This is a genomic window from Bradyrhizobium sp. HKCCYLRH3073 (genome assembly GCF_051167995.1).
In the GTDB taxonomy this organism is placed as follows: domain Bacteria; phylum Pseudomonadota; class Alphaproteobacteria; order Rhizobiales; family Xanthobacteraceae; genus Bradyrhizobium.
Genome location: NZ_JBNPUD010000005.1, coordinates 63442 through 80719 on the forward strand (window position 1 = coordinate 63442; position 17278 = coordinate 80719).

Below are 17278 nucleotides of genomic sequence, written 5' to 3' on the forward strand. Positions count from 1 at the left end.
ATGCCGCCACAGACCCTCGTCGAACGACTCCGTGAGCATGCCGCCTCGCGCGCCGACCATCCGGCGTTGCGCTTCATCGAAGGTGACGACGTCGTCGACGAGCTGTCATTCGCGGCGCTGGACCTGCGCATCCGCGCTCTTGCCGCGCATCTGCAGGAGCGCGCGCGAGCCGGCGAGCGGGCCGTGATCCTGCTGCCGAACGGGCCGGACTATGCAGTCGCGTTCTACGCCTGCCTCTATGCCGGGGTCATCGCCGTGCCGGCCTATCCGCCGGAGACCGGCAGGGAGCGCTACGCGAGCCGTCTCGACGGCATCCTGCGCGACGCCGCGCCGCGGCTCATTCTTACCCAGGCGCGGCTTCGCGACGCCGTCACGGCCTGTGTGGGCCAGATCCGGGCCGATGTCGTTGCCGTCGACGAGGTGCCGGTCGGCGCGGCCGTCTCCTGGCGCGAGACGGAGCTGAACGGCGATGCGATCGCGTTCCTCCAATATACGTCGGGTTCGACATCGCAGCCGAAGGGCGTCTGCGTCACCCACCGAAACCTCGTCGCCAATGAGATTGCGATCGAGGCGGTGCTCGGCGGCACCCGGGATGACGTGTTCGTCAGCTGGCTGCCGCTCTATCACGACATGGGATTGATGGGCGGATTGCTCAATCCGCTGTTCACGGGTTTCACCGCGGTGCTGATGACGCCGCGCAATTTCCTCGAGCAGCCGCGGCGATGGCTCGAGGCCATCGATCGCCACGGCGGCACCTGCAGCGGCGGGCCGGACTTCGCATTCGCGCTCTGCGCGGACCGGATCTCGGATGCGGCGATCGCGCACCTGGACCTTAGCCGCTGGCGCTTCGCGTTCTCCGGCTCGGAGTTCGTGCGGCGCGCGACGCTGGATCGCTTTGCCGCGCGCTTCCGGCCCGCGGGCCTCGATCCTCGCGTTCTGACGCCTTGCTACGGCCTTGCCGAGGCGACCTTGCTGGTGACCGCAGGCGACAGCGCGAGCCTGGCGGCTTGTCATATGCTCGATTCCGCAGCACTCGCTGGCGGCCGTGTTGCCGATACCGACGCAGGGACGGACCTGATGGTCTGCGGCACCGTGGCCGACGGTCACGCCGTCCGCATCATGAGAACCGATGCGTCCGCCCAGGCCGAGGCGAACGAAGTCGGAGAGATCTGGGTCGCGGGTCCGAGCGTCGCGCAGGGCTATTGGAACAATCCCGAGGCGACGCAGCAGACGTTCGTCCTTCGCGACGGCGCGCGCTGGTTGCGGACCGGCGACCTCGGATTCGTCCGTGACGGCGAGCTCGTCGTCACCGGGAGGCTCAAGGATCTGCTGATCGTTCGCGGCCAGAACATCTATCCATTCGACCTGGAGCAGGCTGTCGAGTCCGACGTGGCCTCGGTCCGGAAGGGGCGCGTCGCGGCCTTCCCGGTCGAGATCGATGGCGCCGAAGGCATCGGCGTGGCGGCCGAGTTCAGCAGGGCGGTGCTGCGGCGGACGCCGGCCGATGTGCTGATCAAGGCGATCGGCGATGCGGTCATGCGGCAGACGCAAGATTATCCGGCGGTGGTCGTGCTGCTGAACCCGCAGGGCATGCCGTTGACCACCAGCGGCAAGCTGCAGCGCTCCGCCTGCCGCGCCGGGTGGGCGCACGGCACGCTCGACAGTTTTAGGGTGTTCGAGCGGCGGCGTGAGGCGGCGGACCGGTCGCCGTCCTCGGAGCTTGCAACGGAAACCGAACGCCGTCTTGCGCTGATCTGGCGGGATGTGCTCCGGGTCACGGCCGTCGGCTGCGGCGACGACTTCTTCATGCTCGGCGGCAATTCGGTCGCAGCCGCCCAGGTCACGGCGATGGTGCGCGAGCAGTTCGGAATCGAGCTCGCGCTGCGCAGCTTCTTCGATGCGCCGACGCTCGCAGCGCTTGCGGCGCTGGTCGATGCGGCCGGCACCGATGCAAGAGCGCTGGCGCCGCTGCAGCCGGCCCCGGCGGGCGTGCGCGAACTGCTGTCGCCCGCGCAGGAGCGGCTGTGGTTCCTCTGGAGCATGGACCCGGCCAGCACGGCCTACACCATCGCCTGCACGCTCCGCTTCGACGGCGCGCTCGATCAGGCGCTGCTGGTGCAGGCGCTGACCGAGATCATTGCGCGACACGAGACGCTGCGCACCAGCTTTGCCGCGCCGGACGGTCGTGTCGTGCAGGTGATCCATGCGGCAACCGAGATTCCCGTCGCGGTCGAGGATCTACGGCGCAGGCCGGCAGCGGAGCGCGCGTCGCGGGCCGCGGCGCGGACACGCGAGGAGCTGGCGCGGCCGTTCCATCTCGTCGATGGCCCGCTGCTGCGCGCGGTGCTGATGCAGCTCGCGGACGATCGCCACGAACTGCTTTTGTCGGCGCATCACATCGTCGCCGATGGCCTCTCGCTCGACGTGCTGCTGGCTGAGATCGCTACGCTTTATGACGGGCTCCGGCGCGGAGCAGTCGCGCTGCCGCCGCCATCCGCCATCCAATATGCCGACTACGCCGCCTGGCAGCGGGAGTGGCTCGCTGGCCCCGAGGCCGCGCAGCAGCTCGCCTATTGGCGCGGGCGGCTCGGCGATGCGGATGCGCCGCTCGCCTTGCCGTTCGACCGGCCGCGACCGGCGGTGCCGAGCTATCGCGGCGACACCATCCACCTCGTGATCCCGCCCGATCTGGCGCTGAAGCTGCGCGCGCTCGCCAGGGAGCATCGCGTCAGCATGTTCATGCTTTTGCTCGCCGCCTATCAGTTGCTGCTGTTCCGCTACTCCGGCCGCTCCGACCTGCGCGTCGGCGTGCCCGTCGCCGGACGCCGGCAGGCCGAGCTGGCATCGTTGATCGGCTGCTTCGTCAATACGCTGGTGTTGCGGGCCGACGTGGCCGACGGCATGAGCTTCGCCGAACTGCTGGCGCAGGCGAAAGAGGAGGTCATCACCGGGCTCGCGCATCAGGATCTGCCGTTCGACCGTCTCGTCGATGCGCTCAAGCCGGCCCGCTCCGGCGGCCACAATCCGCTGTTCCAGGTCAAGTTCAACTACATGGCCGCGCCGGCCGGACTTGCGCTCGGCGACGGCCTGCGCGCCGAGACGCGGATCGTCGATCTCGCCGGCTCGCATTTTGATCTCGCGCTCGACATTGCCGACGGCGCGACGGGCATGAATGCGAGCCTGAATTTCGCGACGGATCTGTTCGATGCTGCCACGGTCGAGCGGATCGGCGGCCAGCTCGTCGATTTTCTGCGGCAAATCGCGGCCGGTCCCGACCGGCCGCTGCGCGACTTCGCGATCGCGCGGGACGTCAGGCAGACCGTCGCAGCGGAGGCGAAGAGCTTCCCCGCGACGGATATCCTCGATCTGATCGGCACTGCGTTTGCGGGCCGCGACGACCGGGTCGCGCTGCGTCAGGGACAGGACACTGTCAGCGCAGCCGGGCTGGCGCGCTGGTCGGACCACATCGCGGGCGCGCTCGTCGCGGCCGGCGTCACGCGCGAGACGCCGGTGGCGTTGTGGATCGAGCGGTCGCCGGCCTTCGTCGCGGCGCTGCTCGGCGTCCTCAAGGCGGGCGGCGCCGTCGTGCCGCTCGATCCGGCGTGGCCGGTGGCGCGCGTTGCGCGCATCCTTCGGGACGGCGAGATTGGCATCCTGATCGCAACCGGCGAGCATCTGGCTGCGGCGAGGGCGCTGGCCTGTCGTACACTCGACGGCACTGAACGCGGCGATGCGTCCGCGTTCGATGCCCCGCGGCCCCATCCGGCGCAGACGGCCTACATTATTTGCACCTCAGGCTCGACCGGCGCGCCCAAGGGAGTTGCCGTCTCGCACGGCGCGCTCGCCAACTACGTGCAGGCGATGCTGTCCCGGCTGCAGCCGCCTGCCGGCGGCGGCATGGCGATGGTCTCGACCGTCGCCGCCGATCTCGGCCACACCGTGCTGTTCGGCGCGCTCGCGAGCGGCGTGACCCTGAATCTGCTGCCGGCCGATGCCGCGTTCGATGCGGATGCGTTTGCGCAAGCGATGCGCGACGCCGAGGTCGGCGTCCTCAAGATCGTGCCGAGCCATCTGCGCGGCCTGTTGCGGGCGCGGCGCTCGGCCGACATCCTGCCACGCGACGTGCTGATCCTCGGCGGCGAGGCCTGCGATCCCGGCCTGATCGCAGAGGTCCGTCGGCTGCGGCCGCACTGTCGGATCGTCAATCACTACGGCCCGACCGAGACGACGGTCGGCGTGATGACCCATGAGTGGACGGACGCCGACGCCGAAGGTGTGGTGCCGGTCGGATTGCCGCTTGCGAACCTGCGCGCCTACGTTCTCGACGATGCGTTGAATATCGTGCCGGCCGGGGTCGCTGGTGAGCTCTACATCGGTGGCGCCGGGCAGGCGCGCGGCTATCGCGGCGCGCCTGGACAGACGGCCGAGCGCTTCGTCCCCGATCCGTTCGGAGTCTCAGGCGAACGCCTCTACCGCACCGGCGATTTGGTGCGCTGTGATCAGGCGGGTCGGGTCGTGTTCGTGGGCCGGCGCGACGATCAGGTGAAGCTGCGCGGCTACCGCGTCGAGCCCGCCGAGATCGGCCGCGCCGTCTGCTCGTTGAATGGCGTCGCCGATGCCGCCGTCGTGGTCCGCGCCGTCGACGCGGAGCGGGAACGCCAGGAGCTCGTGGCCTATTGTGTTGCCGCGACAAACGTCGTGTTGCAGCCGGAGGCGCTGCGGCACCAGCTCTCGGCGATGCTGCCGGACTACATGGTGCCCTCGCGCTTCGTCGTGCTCGAGCGGCTGCCGCTGACCGCCAACGGCAAGCTCGACCGCGCGGCGCTGCCGCAGCCGGACGAGGACGTCGTGCTGTCCTATGCCGCCCCTGTCGGCGCGGTGGAGCAGGCGATCGCGGAGGTCTGGCAGGACGTGCTCGGCCGCGAGCGGATCGGCCGCAATGACAATTTCTTCGAGCTCGGCGGCGACTCCATTCTGAGCCTCCAGATCATCGCGCGGCTGCGCAAGCGCGGCGTCAGGCTGACGCCGAAGCAGATGTTCGCGCAGCAGACGATAGCGGCGCTGGCCGGTGTGGTTGCGACCACCTCCGCACCGGCCATGACGCCGCCGGCAGCAGCACGCAACGCAATGAACGCCTGCGCTGCGGAGCTGCTGCCGATCCAATTGCGCTTCTTTGCCGACGACATTCCCAACCGCGATCACTTCAACCAGGCGGTGCTGCTGATCCCGCGGGACCGGATCGACTGGAGCGTGCTGCAGCGGGCGCTCGATGCCGTGGTGAGGCATCACGACGCGCTTCGCATGACGTACCGTCAGGTCGCGGGCGAATGGCAGGCGGCGCCGGCCGATCTGCCTGCCGAGGCTGAGCTGCTTTGGATCCGCACGGCGGCCGAGCCGGCCGACATCGGTGCGATCGCGGCGGCACAGGCGAGCCTGTCATTGGCAGCGGGATCGCTGCTGCGCGCGGTCGGGTTAGACATGGCCGACGGCAGCCAGCGGCTGCTGATCGCGGTTCATCACCTCGCCGTCGACGGCGTGTCATGGCGGATCCTGCTCGAAGACATCACGATGGCCTATGAGCAACTGGCAGGGCGGGCGGCCGCCGTCACCCTGCCGTCCACGAGCTCCGCGCCGTCGTCGTGGGCGCAGCGGCTGCGCGCGCATGCGGCGTCCGATCGGCTGGCTGGCGAGATGGCCTTCTGGCTGGCGTCCTCGCGCGGCCGCGCGCTGCCGTGCGACGACGATCATGGCGGCGCCGATGTCGAGGCCGAGGCCGAGGAGGTCGTGCTCAACGTCGAGGCGGAGCTGACCGAACGGCTGCTCGATGCCGCGCCTGCGGCCTATCGCACGCAGGTCAACGACCTGCTGCTGGCGGCGCTGGCGCGTGCGCTCTGGAATTGGAGCGGGATCGATGGCGTCGCGATCGAGCTCGAGGGCCACGGCCGCGAGGATGTCTTTGCGGACGTCGATCTCACGCGGACGGTGGGCTGGTTCACCACCGCATTTCCGGTCTGTCTCGACGGCGGCAGCGAGACCGACCGTGCGCTCATCGCCCGCGTCAAGGAGAGCTTGCGCGCCGTGCCCGACCGTGGGCTCGGCTATGGCGTCCTGCGCTATCTCGGCGCGAAGGAGCAGCGCGAGGCGCTATCGCAGACGCCAAGCCCGCGGATCGTCTTCAACTATCTCGGCCGCTTCGATGGGCAGCTCGGCGCGTCGGCGCCGTACCGGATCGCGCCGGAGAATCCGGGACCGATGCGGGCCGCAGACACGCCGTTGCGGGCCTGGCTCACCATCAATGGCGAGGTGCGCGAAGGACAGCTGCGTCTCGGCTTCCGCTATGGCAGCCGGCGCTATCGGCGCGCCACCGTCGAACGGCTCGCGGAGCTCTATCGCGCGGCGCTGCATGGTCTCGTCGATCACTGCCTCGGCGCTGCCGGCGGTCTGACCCCGTCCGACGTTCCGCTCGCGGGGCTCGATCAGGCGGCGTTGGACAGGCTCTGCGCGACGATCGACAGTCGCTCCGTCGAGGACATCTATCCGCTGTCGCCGATGCAGCAGGGCTTGCTGTTCCATGCGCTGCGCGACGGCGCAGATGATGTCTATGTCAACCAGCTCTCGATCGAGCTCCGCGGGGTGACGCCGGCGCGGGTGCGTGCGGCATGGCAGGCGGCGAGCGCGCGGCATGCGGTGCTGCGGACCGGGTTCGCCTGGCAGCAATTGTCCGGCGCTGCCCAGCAGATCGTCTACCGCCAGCTCGACGTGCCCGTCCTCGAGGAGGATTGGCGTGGCCGTATCGCGGAAGGGGCCGCGACGGCGGAGATCGATGCGGCGCTTGCGGAGGCGGCGCTGCACGAGCGGAAGCTCGGCTTCGACATCACCCGGCCGCCGCTGCAGCGGCTGCGGCTGGTCCGGCTCGGTGATGACAGGCTGCGGCTGATCTGGACGCATCATCACATCGTGCTTGACGGCTGGAGCTCGGCGCGGCTGCTTGCCGACGTCCTTCAGCAGATCGGCGGCCATGCGCCGTCGGCGGCGCAAGGCAGCTATCGTGACTACATCGCCTGGCTGCAGACGCGCGACCAGGCGGCAGCCGCTGATTTCTGGCGCGAGACCTTGCGCGGCTTCGATCAGCCCATGCCGCTGGCCGATGCCTTGCGCGCCAGCCGCGCGATCGACGCTGCGAGCGGCCATGGCCGGCTGACTTTGCGCGTGGACGGCGATCTTGCGGCTCGCCTGCGGCGGTTCGCGACACAGCAGCGCATCACGATGAACACGCTGCTGCAGGGGACCTGGGCGCAATTGCTGCGGCAGTATACCGGGCAAAGCGCGGTCTGCTTTGGCGTCACGGTCTCGGGCCGTCCGGCCGAGCTGGCCGGCGCCGAGCACATGGTCGGCCTCTTCATCAACACGCTGCCGCTGATCGACCGCGCGCATCCGCACACCGCGACTGGCGACTGGCTGCGCGCGCTGCAGGCGCAGAGCGTCGCGGCGCGCGACTATGAGTGGCTGCCGCTGCACGAGATCCAGCGCCTGGCCGACAGGGCCGGGCAGCCACTGTTCGACAGCCTGATGGTGTTCGAGAACTATCCGATCGATCGGACGCTCACCGCGCGCGACCGGGCCAGGCCGCAGATCGGGCGGGTCGACCACGTGACGCCGACCAACTATCCGATCGCGGTCATCGTGTTCGACGGACCGGAGGGCCTGCGCCTCGACTTCAACTACGATCGCGCGCAATTGGACGACCATGCGGTCCGCCAGGTGAGCGCGTCGTTGCGGGACTGGCTGACGCAGATATCGGCGGACGCCACCTGTCCGGTCGGCAGCCTTCGAATGGTCGACGGTGAGGCGCGGGCGTGCGTCCTGCGCTGGAGCGGAGCTGCGATCGGCGAGACCTCATGCCGGCCGCCTTCCAGCGGTGTGGTGCCCGGCCTCGTGGCGCAGATCGAGATGCAGGCGAAGGCAATTCCGGACGCGATTGCGATCGTCAGCGGCGACCGCCGGATCAGCTACGGCGAGCTGAACGCACGCGCCAACGGGCTGGCGCGGCGACTGTACGCGCGCGGGATCGGCGCCGACGTGGTAATTGGACTGGCGCTGGAGCGCGACGCCGAGATGATCGTGGCGCTGCTCGCCGTGCTGAAGGCCGGCGCCGCCTACCTGCCGCTCGATCCGGACTATCCCGTCGAGCGTCTCGCCCACATGCTCCGCGACAGCGGCGCAAAATTGCTGCTGACGCAAACCCCGCTACAGGATCGGTTCACGCGCGCGCTGGCCGACAACGGAGCCGAAGCCTGGCTGCTCGATCATGCCGACAACGGCGGCGAGACCGACAACCTCGACCTTGCCATTCATCCTGAGAGTCTTGCCTACGTCATCTATACCTCGGGCTCGACGGGCGTACCCAAGGGCGTGATGGTACGCCACGGCGCATTGACGAACTTCCTGGCGACCATGGCCGAGCAGCCGGGAATCACGTCCGACGATCGCGTGCTGGCGCTGACCTCGCTGTCGTTCGACATCGCGGTGCTGGAGCTGTGGCTGCCGCTCACGCGCGGCGCACGCATCGTGCTGGCCGACCGCGCGTCGGCGCAGGATCCGGCGGCGCTGAAGGCGATCGTGGCCAGGCACGGCGTGACCTTGATTCAGGCGACGCCCTCGAGCTGGCGCATGCTGCTCGATCATGACGGGGCCGCGAGGCTGCCGCTTGGCTGTCGCGCGCTCAGCGGCGGCGAGGCGCTGGCTCCCGATCTGGCGCGGCGGCTCGTCGCGCTGAGCGGCGAGGTCTGGAACCTGTATGGGCCGACCGAGACCACGGTGTGGTCCGCGCGTCACCGGCTGGACTCCGATGATCCAACGCCGGTGCTCGGCGGTCCGATCGGCAACACCACGCTTTACGTGCTGGACGCCAATCTCAATCTGCTGCCGCCCGGGGTGGCCGGCGAGCTGTTCATCGGCGGCGAGGGATTGGCCCGCGGTTATTGGAGGCGCGCCGGGCTCAGCGCGGAGCGCTTCATTCCGGATCCGTTCGGCCGCCCCGGTGCGCGGCTGTACCGGACCGGCGATCTGGCGCGCTGGCGTGCCGATCGCGCGCTCGACTATGTCGGCCGCGCCGATCACCAGGTGAAGATCCGCGGACATCGCATCGAGCTCGGCGAGATCGAGGCGCGGCTGCGCGCGCTGCCCGGCGTCCGCGACAGCGTCGTGGTCGCGCAGGAGTTCGGCGGCGGCAGGACCCTGGTCGGCTATGTCAGCAGCGAGAGCACGCTCGATGGCGGCGAGCTGCGCGCGGCGCTCGCGGCCGCGCTGCCGGACTACATGGTGCCGTTGCGCGTCATCGTGCTGCCGCGGCTGCCGCTCACGCCGAACGGCAAGATCGACCGCAAGACGCTGCCGACGATGTCGCAAGGCGAGGCGCGGGACGACCATCAGGCTCCGGTCGGCGAAATCGAGAGCACGCTGGCCGGCATCTGGGCGGAGCTGCTCGGTCTCGACCGTGTCGGGCGGGCGGATCACTTCTTCAAGCTCGGCGGCCACTCTCTGCTGGCGGTACGGCTGCTCAGCCGCGTCGCGCAGGAGTTCGGCACGTCGATGCCATTGTCCGAGCTGTTCGCTCATCCCGAATTGGCGGAGCTCGCGCGCGTCCTCTCGATCAGGCTGATCGAGCAGGAGTTCGCCGAAGGTGAGCTCGAGGACCTGATGACGGCGGAGCTATCATGAGCGGACAATCAGGACAGCCTCGACTGCGCGACCTCGATCCGGACGCATTGCGCCAGCTGGCTTCGCGCGCACGGCAGCGCGGCCGCAACGCCGGCAGACGCGACGTCAACACCATCCCGAGCATCGATCGCGGGGGTCGGCTACCGCTCTCCTTCGCGCAGCAGCAGCTCTGGCTGCTGGCACAGCTCGAGGGCGGAGGCACGAACTATCACATCGACGTCGCGCTGCGGCTGCGGGGCCGGCTCGACATCGGCGCATGGCGCCGCAGCCTCGATCGGCTGTTCTCCCGCCACGAGGCGCTGCGGACGGTCTTCGTTGCCGAGCAGGGCGAGCCGCGAGCCATGCTGTTGCCGCCGGATACCGGCCTGCCGCTGGAGATGCACGATCTTCGCAGCCGGCCGGACCGCGAGACGCGGCTGGCCGACCTGCTGAATGCGTGGACGCGCGCGCCGTTCGATCTCGCTCGGGGTCCGTTGATCCGCGGCCACCTGATCAGTCTCGGCGATGATGATCACGTCTTTCTGCTCAGCCAGCACCACATCATCTCCGACGGATGGTCGATGGGCGTCATCGTTCGCGAGCTCTCGGCGCTGTATGGCGCCTTCGCCGCAGGCGGCGACGATCCGTTACCGCCGCTGGCGATTCAGTATCCGGACTATGCAGCATGGCAGCGCCATGCGCTCACGGCAGATCGGTTGCAGCGGCAGCTCGATCATTGGACCGCCGTGCTGCAGGGCGCGCCATCCGTGCTGGCATTGCCGACGGACCGTCCGCGTCCCACGCCGCGATCCGACGCTGGCGCAGCGGTGCCTGTCGAGATCGACGACGGTCTTTCGGCCGATATCAGGCAATTGAGCGTCGCGCTCGGCGCCACCCCGTTCGTCATCGTGCTGGCGGCCTGGGCGATCGTGCTGTCGCGGCTGGCCGGCCAGCAGGATCTCGTCATCGGCACGCCGACGGCCAATCGGATGCGTTCGGAGCTCGAAGGCCTGGCCGGCTTCTTCGTCAATATGCTGGCGTTGCGGCTCGACCTCTCGCGCGGTCCCGCTGTGGCCGAACTGATCGAGCGAGTGAAGACGGCCGTTCTTGCGGCGCAGGATCATCAGGACCTGCCATTCGAGCATCTTGTCGAGGCGCTCCAGCCGCCGCGGCATCCGGAATACACGCCCGTGTTCCAGGTGGTGTTCGCATGGCAGAGCCATGATATCGGCTCATTGGCGCTGCCCGGCCTGGCGGTCGAGCGCCTTGCGACCGAGCAGCACAAGGTCAAGTTCGATCTCGAGCTCGATCTCAGTGAGAGCCGTGGCCGCATCTCCGGCAAGATCAACTACGCGACGGCGCTGTTCGACGCCGAGACCGTGCGGCGCTATCGCGGCTATCTGCTGGCTACGCTGCGCGCCATGGTCGCTGACACCAGCCAGCCGGTCGACCGCATCGAGCTGCTACCGGCCGAGGAACGCGCGCTGCTGCTGGACAGCTGGAATTGCACCCGATCGTTCACGCCGGCCGACTGCTGCATCCAGGATCTCATTGCCGAGCAGGCACGCCGCCGGCCGTCAGCGGTGGCGCTGGTCCATGACGAGGTCAGACTGACCTATCGGGAGCTCGAGCTGCGCACCAATCGCCTCGCGCATCACCTCGTCGCGCTGGGCGCCGGTCCGGACCGGCTGATCGCGATCTGCCAGCAGCGCGGCGTCGATACGATCGTCAGCGTGCTCGCGGTCCTCAAAGCCGGCGCCGCCTATCTGCCGCTGGATCCGACCTATCCGCCGCAACGGCTGCGCGAGATCGTGGCCGATGCCCAGCCGATGCTGCTGCTCCGTGACCGCGAGAGCGCCGGTGCGCTCGGCGACGTGGCATGCCCCGTGGTCGATGTGGAAAGCGATGCACCGGGCTGGAGCGGGCTGCCGGACAGCGCGCCGGATGTTGATGCCCGCGGCGTGACGCCGCGCAATCTCGCTTATGTCATCTACACCTCGGGCTCCACCGGGCGGCCGAAGGGGGTGATGATCGAGCACCATGGCCTGGTCAATCTCGCGCAGGCCCAGATCGGGCTGTTCGACACCGGTCCGGACAGCCGGGTCGCGCAGTTCGCCTCCTTCAGTTTCGACGCAAGCGTGTGGGACATCGTCATGGCGCTCTGCGCCGGCGCCGAGCTGCATCTGCTCGGAAGCCGCGAGCATCGCGACGCAGCCGAGCTGTTGAACTATCTCGCCGACCATCGCATCACCCACGCCACCCTGCCGCCCGCGATGCTGCAGGGCCGCTCGGACCTCGCGCGGCTCTCCGGGCTCGAGGTGCTGGTTCTTGCCGGCGAGTTGCCGAAGTCGGAGCTGTTCGAGGTTTTGCCGTCGGAGATTGCGGTCTTCAACGCCTACGGCCCGACGGAAGCGACCGTCTGTGCCACCGCGTGGCGTCGTCCAGCCGGCTTTGCCGGCGGTATCGTCCCGATCGGGCGCCCGATCGCCAATGCGCGCATCTATCTGCTCGACGCCCAGGGCATGCCGGTGCCGCGCGGTGCCGTGGGTGAGATCTGGATCGGCGGGGCAGGGGTTGCGCGCGGCTATCTCAACCGTCCGGATCTGTCGGCGCAGCGCTTTGCTGCCGATCCCTTCGGGCTGTCGGCCGACGCGCGGATGTATCGAACCGGTGACCTCGGCCGCCATCTGGCCGACGGCAATATCGAATTTCTTGGCCGCAACGACCATCAGGTGAAGATCCGCGGCTTCCGTATCGAGCTCGGTGAGATCGAGCATCGGCTGAATGCGCAAGCCGGCGTGCGGGACTCGGCGGTGCTGGCGCGGCGCGATGCGCAGGGCGATCTCAGGCTCGTCGCCTATGTGGTGCCGGCAGACGACACCGATGACGCCGCCGCATGGGCCGCCCAGCTGCGCGGGCAATTGCAGGCGTGCCTGCCGGATTACATGGTTCCCTCGGCGATCGTCCGCCTCGATGCGTTTCCGCTGACACCCAACGGCAAGGTCGATCGGCAGGCGCTGCCGGCGCCGGACGACGAAGCGTTCGGCCGCGGCGCCTATGATCCACCTCGGGGCGAAATCGAACAGGCCCTCGCGGCCATCTGGCGCGAGCTGCTGGGCATCGAGCGCGTCGGCCGCAACGATCATTTCTTCGAGCTCGGCGGCCATTCGCTGCTCGTCGTCCGCATGCTGGACCGGCTGAAGCGCCATGCACTGACGGTCGATGCGCACATGGTGTTCGCCAGGCCGGTGCTGCGCGATCTCGCGGCCAGCCTGCGGCCCGGCGAGGAGATTGCGATCCCCGCCAACCTGATCACGCCGGAGAGCGCGGCCATCACGCCGGACATGCTGCCGCTGATCGCGCTGAGCCAGCCCGAGATCGACCGCGTGGTCGCCCAGGTGCCGGGCGGCGTCGCCAACGTCCAGGACATCTACGCGCTGTCGCCGTTGCAGGAAGGCATCCTGTTCCATCATCTGCTGGCGACCGAGGGCGATCCTTACGTGCTGGTCGCACAGATGGCATTCGCGGGCCGCGATCTGCTGGATCGTTATCTCGCCGCGGTTCAGGACGTGATCGACCGGCACGACGTGCTGCGGACGTCGTTCCTCTGGGATGGGTTGTCGGTTCCGGCGCAGGTGGTCTGGCGCCACGCACCGCTGAGCGTCACCGAAGTCGCGCTCGAAGGTCACGCGCCGGCTCAGGTCGAGCTGGCCCGCCGCTTCGATCCGAGATCCTGTCGGCTCGATCTGATTCAGGCGCCGTTGCTGCGTCTGATCGTCGCCCGTGACGAGGAAAATGATCGCCTGCTGCTGCTGGTCCTGCTGCATCACATGGTCGGCGACCATACCACGCTGCAGGCGTTGCATGAGGAGGTGCAGCTGATTCTGTCGGGGCGCCGCGCTGATCTGCCTCCGCCGATTCCATTCCGCAATCTTGTCGCCGAAACGCGCAAGCCCGCCGGGCAGGATGCGCAGCAGCGTTTATTCCGCGGCATGCTCGCCGACATCGATGCGCCCACGGCACCGTTCGGATTGATGGAGGTGCGCAGCGACGGCGACGGCGTGCGCGAGGCAAGGCTGCCCCTGCCGGCCGCGCTCGACGCGCGGCTGCGTGCACAGGCGCGGCGCCTTGGCGCGAGCCTCGCCAGCCTCTGTCATGTCGCCTGGGGGCAGGTGCTGGCGCGCAGCAGCGGGCGCGAGCAGGTCGTGTTCGGCACCGTGCTGCTCGGCCGCATGCAGGCCGGTCACGATACCGGCCGCAGCCTGGGCCTGTTCATCAACACGCTGCCGGTGCGGCTCGATCTCGACGGCACGTCGGTGGAGGACAGCGTTCGCGCGGCGCATGCGCGGCTGGCGGAGCTGATGGCGCATGAGCATGCCTCGCTGGCGATGGCCCAGCGCTGCAGCGGTGTCGCGCCGCCGACGCCGCTGTTTTCCGCGATCCTGAACTATCGGCACGGCCGGAGACAGGATGCGCAGGTGGATGCTGAGCTCCCGCAAGGCGTCGAATGGCTCGGCGGCGAGGAGCGCACCAACTATCCGCTGATGCTGGCGGTGGACGATGACGGCCATGGGCTTCACCTGACGGTCCAGGTCGCGGCGCCGGTCGCGCCCGAGCGGGTCGGCGCGATGATGCAGCAATCGCTCGATCAACTCGCGTTGGCACTGGAAGAGGCGCCCCATACGCCGGTGCGCCGGATCGACGTCGTTCCGGACGATGATCGCGCGCGGCTGCTGCAGGCCTGGAATGCGACGGCGACCAACGCTGCGAATGCGCCCTGCGTGTATCGACAGTTCGAGGCGCATGCGGCGCGAACGCCCGATGCGGTCGCGCTGGTGCATGGACCGGAGACGATCAGCTACGGTGCGCTGAATGCGCGGGCGAACCGGCTGGCGCGGCGGCTGCGGGATCGCGGCGTCGGCCCCGATGTGGTGGTCGGGCTCGCGCTGGAGCGCGGCGTCGCGATGATGGTGGCGCTGCTCGCGGTGCTCAAGGCGGGCGCGGCCTATCTGCCGCTCGATCCGGACTATCCCGCCGAGCGTCTCGCGCACATGCTGAACGACAGCGGTGCCAAGCTGCTGCTGACACAGGCCACGCTGCACGACCGGTTCGCGCCGGTGCTGGAGCGGAGCGAGGCCGAGGCTTGGCTGCTCGAGGTCGCGGCCGGCGATGGCCTCGGCCAGACCGACAATCTTTCCGTCGACGTGCACCCCGAGAACCTCGCCTACGTCATCTACACCTCCGGCTCGACCGGGCTGCCGAAGGGCGTGATGGTGCGCCATGCCGCGCTGACGAACTTCCTGGCGACGATGGCCGAACAGCCGGGCATCGCGGCCGGCGACCGCGTGCTCGCGCTGACGTCGTTGTCCTTCGACATCGCCGTTCTGGAGCTGTGGTTGCCACTCACAAATGGCGCCCAGGTCGTGCTCGCCGACCGTGCCGCGGCCCATGATCCCGAGGCCCTCAAGGCGATGGTCGCACGGCACGGCGTGACCATGATCCAGGCGACGCCATCGAGCTGGCGCATGCTGCTCGATCACGACGCGGCCAATCCTGATCCATGGCTGCCGAAGGGCTGCCGCCTGCTGAGCGGCGGGGAGGCGCTGGCCTCGGATCTGGCGCGGCGGCTGAACGCAGAGAGCAGCGAGGTCTGGAATCTGTATGGGCCGACCGAGACCACGGTGTGGTCGGCGCGCCACCGCCTCGATGGCGCGAATCCGGTGCCGCTGCTCGGCAGCCCGATCGGCAACACCGCACTGTACGTGCTCGACGGCGAGCTCAACCTCGCGCCGGTCGGCGTCACCGGCGAGCTCTTCATCGGTGGTGACGGGCTCGCGCGCGGCTATTGGAAACGCGCGGCGCTGAGTGCCGAGCGCTTCATTCCGGATCCGTTCGGCGACGACGGCGCGCGGCTGTACCGGACCGGGGACCTCGCGCGCTGGCGGGCCGATGGCGTGCTCGACTATGTCGGCCGCGCCGATCATCAGGTGAAGATCCGCGGGCATCGGATCGAGCTCGGCGAGATCGAGGCGCGGCTGCGGGAGCAGCCGGGCGTGCGCGACAGCGTCGTCGTCGCGCACGAGCTCGGCGGCAGCCGTCAGTTGGTCGGTTATGTCGGCGGCGAGGCCCCGCTCGATGGCAGTGAGCTGCGCGCCGCGCTCGCAACGGCGCTGCCGGACTACATGGTGCCCTCGCGCGTCATCGTGCTGCCGAAGCTGCCGCTGACCCCGAACGGCAAGATCGACCGCAAGGCGCTGCCGCGGCCGGATGCGACGCCGCCGGGGGCGCGGCGCGTCGATCCGCGCAATCCGACCGAGGCTGCGCTCGCGACGATCTGGGCCGAGCTGCTGCACAGGCCGGCGGTCGGCGTCACCGATGATTTCTTCGAGCTCGGCGGCGACTCGCTGGTGGCCGTCCAGCTCGTCGGCCGCATCAAGCGCGATCTCGCGCGGGAGCTGCCGTTGAAGCGGCTGTTCGAACTGACCACGGTCGAGACCATGGCATCCGCGCTCGCCGCGGACCCGCCGCCGAGGCGCAGCGACGACATCGCCGCCATGTTCGATCTGCTTGAAGAAGTCGAGTTCGCCAATGAATGATCAGTCCGGACTTCAGGCCCAGCAGCTCAGCGAGATCGCGCGCCGGTTGGTGCGTCTCGACGCGCCAAAGCAGCGCGCCTTCCTGACGCAGTTGGCGGCCAAGGGCATCGATCTTTCGATTCTGCCGATCGCCCGGCAGCAGCTGCAGCGCGCGCTGTTGTCGTTCGCGCAGGCCCGCCTCTGGTTCCTGTGGCGGATGGATCCGGACGGCTCCGCCTACAACATGCCGGTCGCGATCCGGCTGCGGGGCCGTCTCGATGCCGCCGCGCTTCAACGGGCGCTCGACGAGCTGGTCATGCGCCATGCCGCGCTCCGCACCACGTTCCGGCAGGACGGCGGCGAGCCGGAGCAGATCGTGGGACCGCCGGCGCCGGTCGCGCTTCGCCGCATCGAGATTGCCGGCGATGATTGCGAGCAGCAGGCGCGCCGGCTGCTGCGTGAGGAAGCGGCGCTGCCGTTCGATCTCGAATCCGGACCGCTGCTGCGCGCGGCGCTGCTGAGGCTCGACGAGCACGACCATGTTCTCTCGGTGACGCTGCACCACATCGTCGCCGATGGCTGGTCGATGCAGGTCCTCACCGACGAGTTCTGGCAGCTCTATCGCGCAGCCGTCCGCGGCGAGACCGCCTCGCTGCCGGCGCTCGAGATCGACTACGCCGATTTCTCCGCCTGGCAGCGGCTGTGGCTCGGCGCGGTGGAGGAGGAGCGGCAGCTCCGCTACTGGACCGGCCGGCTGCACGACACGGCGATGCTGCAACTGCCGTTCGATCGGCCGCGTTCGGCCCAGACCGACCAATCCGGCGGTGCCATACGCCTGTCACTCGGCGCCGAGCTTTCCGATCGTCTGCGCGAGCTTGCGCGGCAACATCACACGACGCTGTTCGTCGTGCTGCTCGCGGCACTGAAGCTCGTGCTCTATCGCTACAGCGGCCAGGACGACATCAGCATCGGCGTTCCCCTCGCCAATCGCGATCGGCCGGAAA

3 protein-coding genes (1 of these 3 cut by a window edge) are annotated in these 17278 nt (G+C 69.2%); all 3 read left to right on the plus strand.

The window, feature by feature from the left end:
• Tightly spaced (each overlapping or abutting the next), the 3 genes in view from ACQR1X_RS14220 to ACQR1X_RS14230 form a layout consistent with a single transcriptional unit that may run on beyond the window.
• Positions 1-9720 carry an amino acid adenylation domain-containing protein gene (locus ACQR1X_RS14220; RefSeq protein WP_434899052.1) on the plus strand — a complete coding sequence of 3240 codons (9720 nt, stop codon included), beginning with the start codon at positions 1-3 and terminating at the stop codon, positions 9718-9720.
• Complete coding sequence (locus ACQR1X_RS14225) at positions 9717-16295, plus strand: amino acid adenylation domain-containing protein (protein ID WP_434899053.1); 6579 nt, start codon at positions 9717-9719, stop codon at positions 16293-16295. Before ACQR1X_RS14220 ends, ACQR1X_RS14225 begins: the two co-directional genes overlap by 4 nt.
• Positions 16288-17278, plus strand: the start of a protein-coding gene (locus tag ACQR1X_RS14230; protein ID WP_434899054.1) for a non-ribosomal peptide synthase/polyketide synthase. 15407 nt of this gene lie beyond the right edge of the window; only the first 991 of its 16398 coding nucleotides appear in the window; the start codon lies at positions 16288-16290; its stop codon lies off the right edge, out of view. The genes ACQR1X_RS14225 and ACQR1X_RS14230 overlap by 8 nt, the downstream gene beginning before the upstream one ends.

What these genes read in the sequence shown, in the direction of transcription:
- ACQR1X_RS14220 (WP_434899052.1), top strand. Translation starts at nt 1, where the DNA reads ATGCCGCCACAGACCCTCGTCGAACGACTCCGTGAGCATGCCGCCTCG.
- ACQR1X_RS14225 (WP_434899053.1), top strand. Translation starts at nt 9,717, where the DNA reads ATGAGCGGACAATCAGGACAGCCTCGACTGCGCGACCTCGATCCGGAC.